The organism is Rheinheimera sediminis (assembly GCF_004005375.1).
In the GTDB taxonomy this organism is placed as follows: domain Bacteria; phylum Pseudomonadota; class Gammaproteobacteria; order Enterobacterales; family Alteromonadaceae; genus Pararheinheimera.
Map to the genome: position 1 here is coordinate 85,194 of NZ_RZUF01000004.1, position 15,296 is coordinate 100,489.

Genomic DNA, 15,296 nt, shown 5'->3' on the forward strand with positions numbered 1-15,296 from the left:
TTTTCGGATCTTCTGGCAGCGACCTTTATGACAAAGCAAAATAAACTCTTTTCCTGGCTTGGTTTTGGTAAAAAAACAGAGGCTGTGCCTGTTGAAAATGCAGCAGAACAGCGGATCCAGCCGACAGAACCTCAGGCTGACACTGAAGTCGTGCAGCTCACTGAAAGGACGGAAATCACAGAAATCATTGCGCCTGTTGAAGCGTCGGATGTAGTGGAAGTAAAACCTGAAGTGGTTCAAACCGCTGCTTTGCCCTCTGCAACTGTTGCTGCTGTGACCGAATTACAGCCCCAACCTGCTGAACGTCCGGGCTTTTTTGCCCGCTTAAAACAAGGCTTAACGAAAACCAGTCAAAATTTAGGCAATGGTTTAGCCAGCTTGTTTTCAGGTAAAAAAATTGACGACGACTTATACGAAGAATTAGAAACTCAGCTGTTAATGGCCGATGTGGGTGTAGACACCAGTCAGAAACTGATTAAACAGCTGGTGCAGCACGCCGATCGCAAGCAATTAAAAGACGCCGATGCCTTGTATGGCAAGCTACAACATGAAATGGCGCTGCTGTTAGATGAAGTAGAGCAACCATTGCAATTAAAAGGAGCTGATGGTCCTTTTGTTATTCTGATGGTGGGTGTCAATGGTGTAGGTAAAACCACCACTATTGGCAAGATGGCCCAGCAGTTTAAGCAGCAAGGCAAGTCGGTGATGTTAGCCGCTGGCGATACGTTCAGAGCTGCAGCAGTAGAGCAATTGCAAGTTTGGGGCGAGCGTAATGCGATACCTGTTATTGCTCAGCACAGCGGCGCCGACAGTGCATCGGTAATTTTTGATGCTTATCAGGCGGCCAAAGCCCGTGGTATTGATGTATTGATAGCTGATACTGCAGGTCGCTTGCAAAACAAAGCGCATCTGATGGAAGAGTTGAAAAAAATTGTTCGCGTGATGAAAAAAATAGATGCCAATGCACCGCATGAAGTGATGTTGACGCTGGACGCTGGCACAGGCCAGAACGCCTTAAGCCAGGCGCGGTTATTTAAAGAAGCTGTGGATATTAGTGGTATCAGCTTAACCAAGCTCGATGGTACTGCCAAAGGTGGTGTGATTTTTGCCATCGCCGATCAGTTTAAATTACCTATTCGCTACATTGGTGTGGGTGAAGGCATAGACGACTTGCGGGTATTTGATAGTAAAGACTTTATCAAGGCATTGTTTGCCAGGGATCTCTGATTATGTTGCGTTTTGAGCAAGTCACAAAAAGTTATAGCGGTGGTTTTGTCGCGCTCGACAGGGTTAGTTTTCATCTGGAAAAAGGTGAGATGGCTTTTTTAACAGGGCACTCTGGCGCTGGTAAAAGTACCTTATTAAAACTGATCAGTCTGATTGAGCGTCCAACCACAGGCAAAGTCTTTATTAACGGTGTCGACTTAAGCCGGGTCAACAGAGGTCAGGTGCCTTATGTTCGTCGTGATATAGGCATGATTTTCCAGAACCATAAACTGCTGATGAACCATAGTGTGTTTGATAACGTGGCTTTGCCTTTAGTGATTGAAGGCTTTAGCGGCAAAGACATGACTAAGCGAGTGCATGCGGCTTTGGATAAAGTAGGGTTGCTGGATAAAGTGCGTTGCTTACCTCACACCTTATCTGGTGGTGAACAACAACGGGTAGGTATAGCCCGCGCTGTGGTGAATCGCCCGCCTTTATTATTAGCCGATGAGCCAACGGGTAACCTGGACCCGGATTTATCCAAAGACATCATGAATGTATTTGAAGCCTTTAATCAGGTGGGCGTGTCTGTGCTGATTGCCAGTCACGATTTAAGTTTATTAGCTCGCATGCGATACCGTACCCTGACGCTGAAAAATGGCCGTATGATCAACGATGGCTTAACATACTCCGGAGCCGACGAATGAGTATTTTATTTCAGGGCCGTGCCACTGGCGCCACAGCCGTTAAGCAAAACTTGTGGAACAGATTTGTGATGTTTTGGGTGCATCATGTTCGTCAGGCTATAACCAGCTTAGGTGAAATATGGTTAACTCCGGCTTCTTCTTTATTAACTGTGGCCGTATTGGGGGTGAGTTTAACTTTACCTGTTACTTTGCATTTGATGGTGAAAAACCTGCAACAGGTCAGTAGTAGTATCGATCAGGCGGCTCAAATCAGTTTGTTTTTAAAAGCCGACACCAATGAGACTCAGATTGCTGAACTCATAGCATTATTGCAGGCGAATCCAGAAGTAGCAGATGTGCAGTTTATCGATAAAGGCCAGGCTTTGGCGGAATTTACTGCTGAATCTGGTTTTGGCGAGGCTTTTAGTTATATTGAAGACAATCCCTTACCTCATGTGATGCTGGTGAGTCCAAAAAATACGTCTAGTCTTGCTGCTTCTGCGTTACTGGACGCTTTAAAACAAGAACGTTACGTAGAGCTGGCAAAACTGGATATCGGTTGGCTGGAACGGCTGGATGCTATCGTCAGTTTAGTGCGTCAGGTGGCTATGGCGGTGGCGTTATTACTGATGATCGCAGTGCTTTTAGTGGTGGGAAACACCATTCGACTTATGATCCTGACAAAAAAAGACGAAATTGAAGTGATGAAGCTGGTGGGGGCAACCAACAGTTATATTCAACGTCCTTTTTTGTACACTGGTATTTGGCTGGGTTTTTTTGGTGGTATTCTGACCTTTTTAATCGAAGAGTTGCTGTTATGGTGGTTAAAGCACGCTATCAGGGGTGTTACTCAATTGTATGAGAGCAGCTTCAGCTTACAACCTATGAGCCTGGCAGAACTTGGCTATTTATTGCTGGTGGCGATCAGTTTAGGATTTTTTGGCTCTCTGCTGGCCGTGCGGCGCAATATCAGTCAAATTGAAGCCACCGGGCTTTAGTTCAGATGCAGGCCGACGGTCATAGCATGTGTTGGTCGTAGTCCGAAAAATACTCTGTCTGATCAGCGTGATGGTTCTCACAAAGTTATAGTCCTCTCTCCAGCCCATCTGGCGTTCAGCGCAATGGGCTTCTACTGAGTTATTGCGATAATTCCTGTAACAAAGGCTGGTTGTCTGGCTGGGAGTTTGCAGTGTATTTGACGATAGGGTAGCAATAACTGCCAATCTGCAGCATGAATAAGATCTGCTTGAAGGCGAGCAGAGAGTGACATAGTGGATTAAAACCCTGCTCTCATCAAAGTTGGCGTTTCGCCTGTTGATCTCCAGATCTGGCCTTGAGGTATTTTTATCATGAACACAGATCTTAATTTCTGGATCAATCATAGAAAGAGTTAGTTTTTTATATAAATTGATATTATTAAAAAACCAGGCTTATACAATTCAGATCTTAAAAGATATGAATTTCTTTTAGCACTCTCTGCTAAAGAGTGCTAATATTTGGACCAGTTCGGCAAATAAGGGGAATTTACATGACTCAGGCTTCACAAATGATGACTCTGACAGTGGCTGGAAGTGGCAGCCTTGAAGCTTACACTCATGCGGTAAGTACCATCCCTATGCTCACAGCAGAAGAAGAACGTTCTTTAGCTGAAAAATTACAGCAAGACGGCGATTTAGAATCGGCCCGTGTATTAATTATGTCTCACCTGCGTTTTGTAGTGCATATTGCCCGTAGCTACTCAGGTTATGGTTTACCAATAAGCGATCTGATCCAGGAAGGCAATATTGGCCTGATGAAAGCTGTAAAACGTTTTGACCCTTCTGTGGGCGTGCGTTTAGTGTCTTTTGCAGTGCACTGGATCAAAGCGGAAATTCATGAGTTTGTGCTGAAAAACTGGCGTATTGTCAAAGTGGCAACGACCAAGGCGCAGCGAAAGTTATTCTTCAATCTGCGTAAAGCCAAAAAGCATTTGGGCTGGTTCAGTAAAGAAGAAGTGCAAAATGTAGCAGACTCTTTAGGCGTTCCTGTCCACGAAGTGGTGGAAATGGAATCTCGTATGAGCAACTATGATATGCCTTTTGATGCATCTGATGATGAAGAGGATAGTAATTACACTGCTCCGGTATTTTATTTGCAAGATAAAGAGTCTGATTTAGCTAACCGTATTGAAGAAGACCAGTGGGACAATGCCGCTGTGGATCGACTGCAGGCTGCAGTAAGCACATTGGATGACCGTAGCCAGGACATTATCCGTGCCCGTTGGTTAGATGATCAGAAACTGACGTTGCAGGAATTAGCGGACCGTTATCAGGTGTCTGCTGAACGAGTGCGTCAGCTTGAGAAAAACGCGATGAAAAAACTGCAGGCTGCCATGGTTGCTTAATGTTTTTCTGAGAGTAAAAAAGCCCTGACTTGTCAGGGCTTTTGCGTTTCTGGAGGTCTGTTATAAACTGCCACCTAACTGATAAAACGGCAGAGACCGGGTTGGTTTTTTAGCTGGCTCTGGTAAGGACCAGGGTTTTGTTATCAAGGCTGGAGTTGGTTTTATCAGGGGTAAAGTCATAGGATTCAGCAGGGCAGGTATCTCCCATTGCAGCTGGTACATGGTGATAATAGCTGCAGGATCATCAATGGCTGGGGTAAATACTGCCGTGGTTTCAGCACTTTTGCCTTTTTTCTCTGCTTTTGCAAGCTGTACAGCTTGAATTGCATCCTGTTGCGGTAAGGATAAAGGCACATCTGCAGTTTGCGCTGCATTGATAATGACATAGTCGGAGGGTAACAAGCTGGATAGTTTTACCACTTCTATGCCCTGGGCTGCCAAATCGGGTAAGTGTTTTTTCAGATAGGCGTAAGTTTCAGGATATGGATGACCTATAGCTATGGCCTGTTGCTGCTGTTTTGCCAGTTTGATCATCAATTTAAATTGTTTATCCAAAGCCTGATAAGAGCGGTCGTTGTCCAGAAAAACATGGCGGGTTAACAGCGGAATTTGGTGTTTTTTGGCGTAAACACCAGCCTGGCTGCGGGCTGTGGTTTTACTGTCGAGGAAAAACAGCTGGCGTTTGGCAATATAAGCTAAAGTCCAGTCCATCACGTCTGTTTGCTCAGTAAAATAACCGCCCATATGGTTATTCATACCAATAGCATAAGGTACATCGGCAAAAGCGGCCTGAAGCTTGCTCTCTATTTGAGATCGGCTCATTGTCACTTTAAGTGCATTTTTACTTAAATCAGCCCGGCGTGCAGATTCCATTGGCATATGCAAAATCACATCACGGCGCTGCTGATAGGCCGCTTTGGCTACCGCGTTACTGTGCGTGGTATGAGGAATGACGGCAAAGGTTAAGTCATAAGGTAATTCCAGCAGCTGGTAGTCAAGCTTGTGGTAACCAATGTCGTCAATCACTATAGCCACTTTAGCGGCGATAGAAGGTAAGCTGCAAAGCGCAAAAGCTAAGCTGATCCAATACTTCATGACTAAGATCCTGCGCGTTTTTGTAACCAGGTAATAGGGTTAATGGCTGAGCCTTTTTGCCGGATCTCAAAATACAATCCTGCCTGAGCCTGACCGCCACTGGCACCCACTAGAGCCACAGCGTCACTGGCATTGACAGACTCGCCTGGCTTTTTCAATAAGGTTTGATTGTGACCATACAAACTCATAATGCCGTTGCCATGGTCCAGCACTATCACCCAACCATAGCCTTTTAGCCAGTCGGCATAAATCACTTGGCCGTCTGCCACGGCTTTGACTTTAGAACCTTCAGCTGCAGCTATTAAAATTCCTCTGGAACTGACACCTGCCAGTCGTTTTTCACCATAGCCCTGCAAAATATCACCTTGCACTGGCCAGGGTAGTTTGCCTTTAGTTTTTGGCAAATTGATGCGTTTCTTCGCGGCTATGGCTGCAGCTTTTAGCGTGCTCAAAGTAGTCTGCAGGCTTTGTTCGTTTTGTTTCAGGTAGTTTAATTGTCGCTCTTGATCAGTTAAAAAGCCTTTCATCTTTTTAACTGACGCCAGCTGGCTACTTTTTGCTTCTGTCAGCTCTTGCTGTTGGTGTTCTAGCTGTACCTGCAGTTGTTGTTGCTGTAGCGCTTTTGTTTGTAAGTCCAGCTCTACTTTTTTCAGTTCTGCAGCTGTTTGCTCTATCTGTTTTAGCTGTTGCATCCGCGCCTGATTCAGGTACTGGTAATAAGTTAACATGCGCTCGAGCTTAGTGCTGTCCTGTTGGTTCAGCAGCATCTTGGTGTAATCATGCTCACCTGTAACAAAAGCGCCTTTGAGCTGCTGCGCAAGCAACGACTTTTGTAACTCGAAACTTTGCTGTAACTGTTGCAGTTGTAGTTGCAACTGCTGTTGCTGTGCATTCAGTTCCGCCAGCTCTGTAGTGCTCTGACGCAGTTGTCGAGCCAGCCGGGCTAAGGACTGGTCAGCAGTTTTCAGCAAATCCTGAGCTTTGGTAAAGGCTTTCTGCTGTTGCTTCAACTCTTTTTCAGTTTGTTGAATTTGGCCTTTGAGTTGCGACAGCTCCTGCTGCACCTCTTTTTGATCCTGAGCCAATAAAGGAGCTGAGGCTAAACAGAGCAGCAGAGCTAAGCTCTGCTGCATCTTTGATCTAGATTTGACGGGTCTTACTGGCATTAATTGGTCTTCATCAGAATTTTGCCTGTCATCTCTGTAGGAATTGGCATTCCCATCAAATGCAGCATAGTAGGTGCTATATCACTTAAAATACCACCAGAGGTCACAGCGGCTTGACGACCGACATAAATCAGTGGCACCGGATCGCTGGTGTGGGCTGTATGAGCCTGACCTGATTCCGGGTCCATCATTTGCTCAGCATTGCCATGGTCGGCTGTAATTAAACATTCTCCGCCCACTTGCTGTAATGCTTCCACTACACGGCCAATGCAGTGATCCACCGCTTCTACCGCTTTAATAGCCGCAGATAAAATACCAGTGTGGCCGACCATGTCGCCATTTGGATAGTTACAAATGATCACATCAAACTCGCCGCTGTGAATAGCGCCCACCAGTTTATTGGTCAGTTCAGTAGAATTCATTTCTGGCTGCAAATCGTAAGTGGCTACGTTAGGGGATGGCACCAGAATACGTTGTTCGCCATCGAATACATCTTCACGACCACCGCTGAAAAAGAAGGTGACGTGAGCATATTTTTCGGTTTCGGAAATACGTAACTGAGTTTTCTGATGTTTCGCCAGCCATTCACCCAAGACATTATTCAGACTTTCTGGCGGATAAGCACAAGGCGCCTTAATATCTGCAGCGTATTCAGTCAACATCACAAAGCTGGCCAGTTCTGGCTTATATTCGCGGGCAAAACCTGTGAAGTCGGCATCAATAAAAGCACGGCTGAACTGGCGGGCACGGTCGGCACGGAAGTTCATAAAAATCAGGCTGTCGCCTTGTTGCATTTTAATCAGATCACCAGCCGCATTTTTAATAGCAGTGGCTTTTACAAATTCGTCATTTTCATCGCGGCTGTAGGCTGCTTTTAATGCGTCCACTGCGGTAGTTGCAGTAAATTCAGCTTTGCCTTGTGTCAATAAATCATAGGCAGCTTGGACGCGGTCCCAGCGTTTATCACGGTCCATCGCAAAATAACGCCCAATCACAGAAGCAACCTGGCCTACACCTATAGCTTTAAAGTGATCTTCCACCCGTTGCAGTGAAGCTTCCGCACTACGTGGAGGGGTATCGCGGCCATCTAAAAAGGCATGCAGGTAAATTTCAGTGGCGCCTTGTTGTCTGGCTAAATCAATCATCGCAATAATATGATCTTCGTGACTATGCACGCCACCAGGTGACAACAAGCCCATCAGATGTACAGCTTTGCCGTGGCGCACTGCGGCCTGTGTCGCTTCAACCAAAGCTGGGTTGGTAAAAAAATCACCATCCTGGATAGCTTTAGTAATGCGGGTAAAATCCTGATACACCACACGGCCTGAGCCTAAATTGACATGACCTACTTCAGAATTGCCCATCTGACCATCTGGCAAACCTACATCCAGACCTGAGCCTGAAATCAGCGTATGAGGATACTCTGCCCATAACTTGTCCATTACCGGAGTATTGGCTTGTAAAATGGCATTGGATTCACGTTCTTCTCTGTATCCCCATCCATCCAATATCAGTAAGACTAACGGCTTTTTCGGCTGCATGTATTTAGCTCCGTATCTTGTTGCTTGAATACCCGTTCTACTTGAAGCCGCTGCTTTGTTGACCGCATGGATTCGCCCTAATCACATAGGGAAACTATGCTCTTGGGGTCTCACACACTTGTCGCCGCGCTGCAACTTCAATTACTTTGGGTATGATTTTGATGAGCTATCTTACCTTGTTTTTCCTGTGAAAACAGTGACGAAATAGTACGGATAGGCCTTCAATGCTGCATTCTTTTATCAAACTAGGTATACTCGGCCGCAAAGTTTTGCTCCTGAAATGAAACAGAATGGTGTTTATGCAGCAATATATTGATTTTTTAAGTAATCATCCGTACCTGACCGCCGCTTGGGTAGCGTTATTTTTAGCCTTAGTGGTCAGCTGGATTAAATCTTTAACTTCTTCAGTCAAACAAATTACTCCTACTCAGTTGACGTTGATGGTGAACAGAGAGGATGCAACAGTGATCGATATTCGCGCTGAAGCCGACTTCAAAAAGGGCCATATTACCGGTGCCCGCCATCTGACTACAGAACAAATTAACACTCAAGCTGTGGGCGGCCTTGAAAACAAAAAAGACGCACCCATCATAGTAGTCTGTCAGGCAGGTATGTCTGCACAAGGCGCAGCTGCTACCTTGTCGAAACAAGGCTTTACAAAAGTCTTTGTTTTACAAGGCGGTATGGGTAGCTGGACGGGTGCAAACCTGCCGGTTGTTAAAAAGTAAGTCGGAGTAAAGATGGCACAAGTCACTATTTACACTAAGGCCTATTGTCCTTATTGTGTTCGCGCTAAGGCGTTATTAGGTCAAAAAGGCGTGCAGTTTGACGAGATTAAAATCGACGAACAGCCAGAGTTGCGTCCAGCCATGATCGAGCGAGCCAATGGTCGTACTACAGTACCGCAAATTTTTATCGGCGATACTCATGTCGGTGGCTGTGATGATCTTTTTGCACTGGAAAATGCCGGTACTTTGAATTCGATGCTCTCTGCATAACTGCGGCTGGCTTTCTACCTATCATTAAACATTATTAAAATTAGGATTTATCATGGCCGAACAACAAGCCGCTGAACAATTTGCCATCCAGCGTATTTACGTCAAAGACATTTCTTATGAGTCACCTAACGCTCCGGCAATATTCCGTAAAGAGTGGCAACCAGCAATTCAGCTTGATTTGGACACCCGCAGTGAGAAGTTAGATGACAATACTTTTGAAGTCGTGTTATCTCTGACGGTAACGGCACGTATCGAAGAAGAAGTGGCATTTTTATGTGAAGTGCAACAAGCGGGCATTTTCAGTGTTCCAGTGCTGGAAGATGCGCAAATGGCGCATATGCTGGCTTCATTCTGCCCAAATATTCTGTTCCCTTATGCTCGTGAAGCTGTGTCTAATCTGGTAAACCGCGGCACTTTCCCACAATTGAATCTGGCACCTGTAAATTTTGATGCCTTATTTGCTCAATATGTACAAAAACGTCAGGCTGAAGCTCAGGCCCAGCAAGGCGTAGAACTACAGTCTTAAGATGAACGCTGCAATTGCTGTGTTAGGGGCGGGCTCGTACGGGACCGCCCTTGCTATTTCACTGGCCCGCAATGGCAATCCCACTTTGTTATGGGGCCGCAATGCGGATGATATCCGTGTGATGGCAGAGCAACGAATGAATCAGCGCTATTTGCCGGATATTCGTTTGCCGGACTCTTTAGCTGTGACTGATGATCTGGCTTATGCTGTGGCTTCATGCCGCGATATTCTATTGTCTGTGCCAAGCCATGCTTTTGCGGACACCTTAAGACAAATCAAACCTTTTTTGCAGCGCGATGCCCGAGTGGCTTGGGCTACTAAAGGTCTGGAGCCTGAGACTGGCCGTTTGCTGCAGGATGTTGCCAAAGAAATTTTGGGTGAGCAGGTATCTTTAGCTGTATTGTCAGGTCCAACTTTTGCCAAAGAGCTTGCCAAAGGCTTGCCTACCGCTATTTCACTGTCTTCAACGGATCCAGAATTTATTTCGGCGCTCTCTGACTTATTGCATTGCACTAAAACCTTCAGGGTTTACACCAATCCTGATTTTATTGGGGTGCAACTGGGTGGTGCTGTGAAAAACGTTATCGCTATTGGTGCTGGTATGGCCGACGGTATTGGCTTTGGTGCCAATGCACGTACAGCCTTAATTACCCGTGGTTTAACAGAAATGTGTCGTTTAGGTTGTGCCTTAGGTGCGAAAAAAGAAACCTTTATGGGTATGGCTGGTTTAGGTGATTTAGTGTTGACCTGCACAGATAACCAATCCCGTAACAGACGATTTGGCTTATTGCTGGGTGAAGGCAAAGGCGTAGAGGAAGCCATGGCGGCTATTGGTCAGGTGGTTGAAGGCTATCGTAATGCCAAAGAAGTCTTTAATCTGGCGCAACGTGTTGGCGTCGAAATGCCGATCAGTGAACAAATTTACCAGGTGCTGTACCAGGGTAAAGATGCTCGTTTAGCAGCGATGGATCTACTAGGCCGCGAAAAACGCGACGAATAATTTAGCCGTCGTACTCGGCGCCGCAGTGTTCGGGAATAAAGCCTATCCCCAGATTGTATTGATGTTAAGTAGAGTTATTGTAGGGGCGACCTTTAGGGTCGCCCGTAGTTTTTAATCAATTTGATGACTCGTCGTTCGTTAAGCCCAAGTTTGTTGGCTGCACCAGCTTGCCTGGATTGAATTGGAATTTGAAACAGGCGGGGCTGTCCAGACGGGAGAGAAACAGTCTTTACTATGGGCTTTCTTTCTTCGGTTCTTTGTTTAGCAGTAAAGCAACCTGCTCCGCTTGCACAGGAGGGCTGAACAAGTATCCCTGTACAACCTGGCATCCCATAACATGCAGCAAATAAGCCTGCATCTCGGTTTCTACGCCTTCTGCAACCACTGCAATTTTTAAATAACCGGCCAGCCGGATAATAGTGGATGTGATATTACGATCCTGCTCTGAACTATCCATATCTTTGATGAAAGCCCGGTCAATTTTTAAGGTATCGATCGGAAAACGTTTCAGGTAACCCAAAGAGGAATAACCAGTACCAAAGTCATCCAGAGCCAGAGTAAAGCCCAAGGCTTTCAGTTGTTGCATTATCTCAAGGCAATGCTCTGCATCCCTCATCATAGCGGTTTCAGTAATTTCCAGTTCTATAAGAGTTGCATCTAACTGATAATGATTCAGTTCTTGCTGTAAAAAATCTAATAAATCTGCTTGTTGTAGTTGCTGTACTGACAAATTGACTGCCACACGACCGCGCATTCGACCTTGCTCTAGCCACAGACGGATTTGAGCACAGACCTGACTGAATACCAGCCGGTCCAGCTGAATGATGACACCATTTTCTTCAGCAATAGGGATAAACACGGCAGGGGAAACCGTGCCTCGGCTTGGATTGTGCCAACGACACAAGGCTTCATAGCCGACTATGGTGTTAGTACCGACATTATATTTCGGCTGGTACAGCACTCTAAATTCGCCCTGATTGACGCCTCGCCATAGATCGCTTTCCAAAGCCAAATATTCTGGCGTTCGTTGCAGCATTTTATTATTAAAAAACTGGGCGTTATTTCGACCCATTTGTTTGGCATGATGCAAGGCAGTATCAGCACTGCGTAGCAGAATATCTGAAGAGCGACCATCGTCTGGATAAATGGCTATACCAATACTGGCGGTTAAGGTAATTTCTAAATCGTTTAGCGCCAAAGGCTGACGAATTTGTAACAGCAGTTGCAGACTCAGACGATTCAGTAACAGATCAAACTGTTCAAGACTAAAATGCGATGGGACCAGAATAGCAAATTCATCTATACCTAATTTCGCCAGGATATAGCCGGCTGGTAGCAGCTTTTGCAGTCGCTCAGAGACCATTTGCAGCAACATGTTACCGCTGCCATGCCCTAAGGAATCATTTATTTTGGCAAAGCGGTCCAAGTCAATCAGCAGCACGGCAAAATGAGGAAAACGGCTGCTACAGCTAAAAAATGCTCTGTCTAAATGCTCCAGAAATAGAGCCCGGTTTGGCAGTTGGGTCAGAGGATCTCTGGTGCTGAGTTTACGCAGCTCACGTTCATTCAGCTTACGATTGGTGACATCAGAAAAGATCGCCAGATAGAGCTTACTCTGTGGTTCTGATTTTTCTGACAGTAAGGTGATAGCCAACGACAATGCAAAACTATCACCATTGGCTTTTTTACTCCAGACTTCGCCCCGCCAGAAACTGAATTGATGTAATTGTTGAACTATGGTTTTTAATAGCTCAGTTTGATGGCCTTGCGCTGTGTAAAGCTGCAAAGTTTTACCTTCTATCTGAGCAGGTTCAAAGCCAGTGATCTGACAAAAAGCCTGATTCACTTTTTCAATACGCAGCTGTTCATCGCCTAGCCAGACTGCATCTTGCGTGTTATCGAACAGAGAGCTGATCATCAGTTGTTGATCCATCGCATGATGCAAACGATTCTGATGCTTTTTATAGCGCCATAACAGTAGTGCCAACATCAAGATGGATACAAACAACAGCAACCAAAGCCAGCTTTGCTGGATCCACAAGTAGCGGTTAAATTGTAATTGATAGTCGCCAACCTGTTGCCAACTGATACCATCCTGACTTGCTTCGATAGATAACGTATAGGCTGCGCTGTTATTAAGTTGCAGTGTGAATTCACGTTGCGGATAGGCCAACATAACAGCAGCGTCATTATCCAAACTATAACGGAAGTAATTCCATTGTTTACCTGCGGTAGGGTAATGGCTTACACGAAACCTTAGCTCTGGGCCCCGACTGTCCAGCTGCAACACATGCTCTTGCTGCTTTAAGCGCTGTCCATGTTCGGAAATAAGCTCAAGACGCAAAGGGTTCGCTATCAAGCTACTGTGTTGTTGGGCCAGTGGCAGTCGGTAGTGAGCGATAGAGCTGTTGATATGCAGTTGCTTATCCACTAATTGAACGTGATAAGGATTCAGCTGTTCTGCCTGATTCACTTGCCATTGCAACAGAGAGTGGTCAGTCAGGTCTAGTACACTTAACTGTTGCCTGGACCACAGCCAGACCTGCTGGTCTTGCTTCATCATATGCTGTTGCTGCCTGGGAACCTGCCATTTTTTCTGCAGCACCAGAGTCAACTTCGTCTTGTTTTGCTGAGCCTCATACTGATACAACTGATCCGGAGTCAGCAGCCACAACTGCTGTTGTTCTGGCACTAAGTCTGTTATTTGCCTGGCATCCAGACAGGGCGGTGATGCACAGGGGCTAATATCGTAAGCCAGCAACTGCTGGTCAGCCAGTTGGTAGGAATAAAGCCTGTTATCGCCAGAGAGCCAGAGTTGTCCGGATTGATAGCGTACCAAAAACCAGTGTGCCTGATCGGTGAGTAAGCTCGGGCTCACTGATGATGGATTCCATTGCCAAAGTCCCTGAGGCGTCAGATACCAGAATTGCTCATCTGCCAGACTAAGATCCAATACGGGCTCTTGCTCCACTGGTACCCAGTTTGTTGTGCTATCGTCATAGCGCCAAATGCGCTGATCGGTCCAGACAAAATAATACTTTTGGTACCAAAATTTTTTCACCTGCTCCATAGCAAAAGGAAAAACCAGGGCGGGAGTGTTATTTGGCTCTGCTGTGACGGGGGCTAGTAACTGTTGGTGTAACTGCCAGCTTTGCCCTTGGTTATCCAGCAGTACAGCCTTGCCCTGAGCCCGAACTTCTAGCTCGGAAGCTTGTGCCAGCGCTAAGGTACCGCTTGCATCTGCCAGCCAGATATTCTGATGTCGGTCGGCAAAAAGTTGTACCCAAGGCTGTGGCAGTTGCTGAGATTGCCAGCTTTGCGTGTCGCTCTGGTACAGATAAAGTTTATGGGCAGAGAGTAGCCAAACCTGGCCTAAAGGGTCTACTTCCATGGCTGTGGCGTAAAAGCTTTCTGGCGTCTTGATCTGCTGCAACTGCTGGGCTTTTAACTGATAAAGAGTTTGATTTTGCGCCAGTAGCCAAAGCTGTTGGTCTGGACCTAAAGCTAAATCAGTCTGTTGAGGTAAACTTATGGGGTAATGCTGCCAGCTTTGCTGGTTCAAATGAAAGCGTGAGAGTTTTGCATCTTTAGACCATAACCATAGGGAGCTTCCATCGCTGACTCCCTGTTGCCAGCCTGAGGCTGAGCTGCCACTGCGCCATAATAACAGGGCCTCATCAGATTCAGCTGACCACTGCCAGATTTCCTGTTCGGTTAAGATATAAGGCGTTGAGCTGGTGGATAAAAATAGTGATTTAATGGGAACGTTGCTTTGCCAAAGCTGACGGAACTCGCCACTTTGCTGCTCAAACAACCAGAGCTGATCCAAGCTTGCCAGCCATAACTTATCTTGCTCCAAAGTCAGTAACTGCACCAAAGTCTGAGTCTGTAATTCACTGGGTAAAGTATAAGACCTGTGGTCATGACCATCAAAACGGTGCAGCTGGGTACTAGTGCTCCACCATAATAAGCCTGATTTATCCTGAGTAAAAAGCTCTATGGCCAGATGCTGCGACTGGCGGGAGTGAACCATAGGTTGTAGCTGCAAATAGGCCTGCAGACCAGTACTACTGCAGATAAGCCAAAGTGCCAGACAAATTTTTAGGCCGCGCAGCAGCATCTGAGATCCCCAGGTAGTTACAATGTCGATTAAAAATGCTGATAAATCAGTAAGCTGAGTATCACTATAACGCTGTGTTTCTGTGCTTGGCAAACTCAGGTTCTTGCACCTGCATAACCCAGCTGACGCCATGATTCATAAACAAATACAGATACCGCATTGGACAGATTCATCGAACGGCTATCTGGTGTCATGGGGATGCGCAACCACTGCTCTTTTGGCAAGGTTGCCAGCACATCAGCAGGTAAGCCACGGCTTTCAGGGCCGAATACCAAGGCATCTCCTAACTGGTACTGCGCATCACTATGATGATTACTGCCTTTGGTGGTACAGGCAAATACCCTTGTGGGCTGCACTTCTGCTAAAAAAGCTGCAAAGTTGGCATGACGTTTCACGTCAGCAAATTCGTGGTAGTCCAGGCCAGCTCTTTTGATGCGTTTATCGTCCCAGGCAAAACCCAGTGGCTCAATTAAATGCAGGCGAAAACCTGTGTTGGCACAAAGGCGGATAATGTTGCCGGTATTTGGCGGAATTTCAGGTTCGTATAACACTATGTCTAGCATGATGATTTCCAG

Annotated in this window: 13 protein-coding genes; 8 read left to right on the forward strand and 5 right to left on the reverse strand. The window is 46.1% G+C overall.

Annotated elements, in window-relative coordinates; all coding sequences use genetic code 11:
• The first annotated feature begins 27 nt into the window (after nucleotides 1-27).
• From ftsY to rpoH, 4 genes are all read left to right on the forward strand, one after another.
• A complete protein-coding gene (ftsY, locus tag EMM73_RS03600) occupies nucleotides 28-1,227 on the forward strand; it encodes a signal recognition particle-docking protein FtsY (RefSeq protein WP_127685095.1) in 1,200 nt (399 codons plus the stop codon).
• Between the two features lie 2 nt (nucleotides 1,228-1,229).
• Nucleotides 1,230-1,913, forward strand: a complete 684-nt coding sequence (ftsE, locus tag EMM73_RS03605) for a cell division ATP-binding protein FtsE (protein ID WP_127685096.1) — start codon at nucleotides 1,230-1,232, stop codon at nucleotides 1,911-1,913.
• Complete coding sequence (gene ftsX, locus EMM73_RS03610; RefSeq protein ID WP_127685097.1) at nucleotides 1,910-2,890, forward strand: permease-like cell division protein FtsX; 981 nt, start codon at nucleotides 1,910-1,912, stop codon at nucleotides 2,888-2,890. Before ftsE ends, ftsX begins: the two co-directional genes overlap by 4 nt.
• A 530-nt stretch (nucleotides 2,891-3,420) precedes the next feature.
• Entirely contained in the window at nucleotides 3,421-4,275 is an 855-nt protein-coding gene (rpoH, locus tag EMM73_RS03615; RefSeq protein ID WP_127685098.1) for an RNA polymerase sigma factor RpoH, read from the forward strand.
• Nucleotides 4,276-4,335: 60 nt separating this feature from the next.
• On the opposite strand, the gene EMM73_RS03620 is transcribed toward rpoH, so the two are convergent.
• Genes EMM73_RS03620 through gpmM form a run of 3 tightly spaced genes read right to left on the reverse strand, consistent with a single transcriptional unit; the run spans nucleotide 4,336 to nucleotide 8,077 of the window.
• Entirely contained in the window at nucleotides 4,336-5,370 is a 1,035-nt protein-coding gene (locus EMM73_RS03620) for a divergent polysaccharide deacetylase family protein (RefSeq protein ID WP_127685099.1), read from the reverse strand.
• Nucleotides 5,371-5,372: 2 nt separating this feature from the next.
• Nucleotides 5,373-6,503: a murein hydrolase activator EnvC family protein gene (locus EMM73_RS03625; RefSeq protein ID WP_127685100.1), complete on the reverse strand. Its 1,131-nt coding sequence runs from the start codon at nucleotides 6,501-6,503 to the stop codon at nucleotides 5,373-5,375.
• A 32-nt stretch (nucleotides 6,504-6,535) separates the two neighbouring features.
• Entirely contained in the window at nucleotides 6,536-8,077 is a 1,542-nt protein-coding gene (gene gpmM, locus EMM73_RS03630; protein WP_127685101.1) for a 2,3-bisphosphoglycerate-independent phosphoglycerate mutase, read from the reverse strand.
• Between the two features lie 299 nt (nucleotides 8,078-8,376).
• On the opposite strand from gpmM, the gene EMM73_RS03635 reads away from it, so the two are divergent.
• From EMM73_RS03635 to gpsA, 4 genes are read left to right on the forward strand one after another with little or no spacing between them, the layout of a single operon-like run.
• Nucleotides 8,377-8,805 (forward strand): rhodanese-like domain-containing protein, encoded by a 429-nt coding sequence (locus EMM73_RS03635; protein WP_127685102.1) that lies wholly within the window; start codon nucleotides 8,377-8,379, stop codon nucleotides 8,803-8,805.
• 12 nt (nucleotides 8,806-8,817) lie between these two features.
• Nucleotides 8,818-9,075: a glutaredoxin 3 gene (grxC, locus tag EMM73_RS03640; RefSeq protein ID WP_127685103.1), complete on the forward strand. Its 258-nt coding sequence runs from the start codon at nucleotides 8,818-8,820 to the stop codon at nucleotides 9,073-9,075.
• A 52-nt stretch (nucleotides 9,076-9,127) separates the two neighbouring features.
• Nucleotides 9,128-9,601 carry a protein-export chaperone SecB gene (secB, locus tag EMM73_RS03645; protein WP_127685104.1) on the forward strand — a complete coding sequence of 158 codons (474 nt, stop codon included), beginning with the start codon at nucleotides 9,128-9,130 and terminating at the stop codon, nucleotides 9,599-9,601.
• A gap of 1 nt (nucleotide 9,602) precedes the next feature.
• Nucleotides 9,603-10,601, forward strand: coding sequence for an NAD(P)H-dependent glycerol-3-phosphate dehydrogenase (gpsA, locus tag EMM73_RS03650; protein ID WP_127685105.1), 999 nt, complete (start codon nucleotides 9,603-9,605; stop codon nucleotides 10,599-10,601).
• Between the two features lie 232 nt (nucleotides 10,602-10,833).
• Here the strand turns inward: gpsA and EMM73_RS03655 are convergent, their stop codons facing one another.
• Together EMM73_RS03655 and trmL are read right to left on the reverse strand one after the other, a co-directional pair.
• Nucleotides 10,834-14,721: an EAL domain-containing protein gene (locus tag EMM73_RS03655; protein WP_186435115.1), complete on the reverse strand. Its 3,888-nt coding sequence runs from the start codon at nucleotides 14,719-14,721 to the stop codon at nucleotides 10,834-10,836.
• 95 nt (nucleotides 14,722-14,816) lie between these two features.
• The gene (gene trmL, locus EMM73_RS03660) at nucleotides 14,817-15,284 is read right to left on the reverse strand and encodes a tRNA (uridine(34)/cytosine(34)/5-carboxymethylaminomethyluridine(34)-2'-O)-methyltransferase TrmL (protein WP_127685107.1); all 468 of its coding nucleotides are present in this window, start codon (nucleotides 15,282-15,284) and stop codon (nucleotides 14,817-14,819) included.
• Between the last annotated feature and the right edge of the window lie 12 nt (nucleotides 15,285-15,296).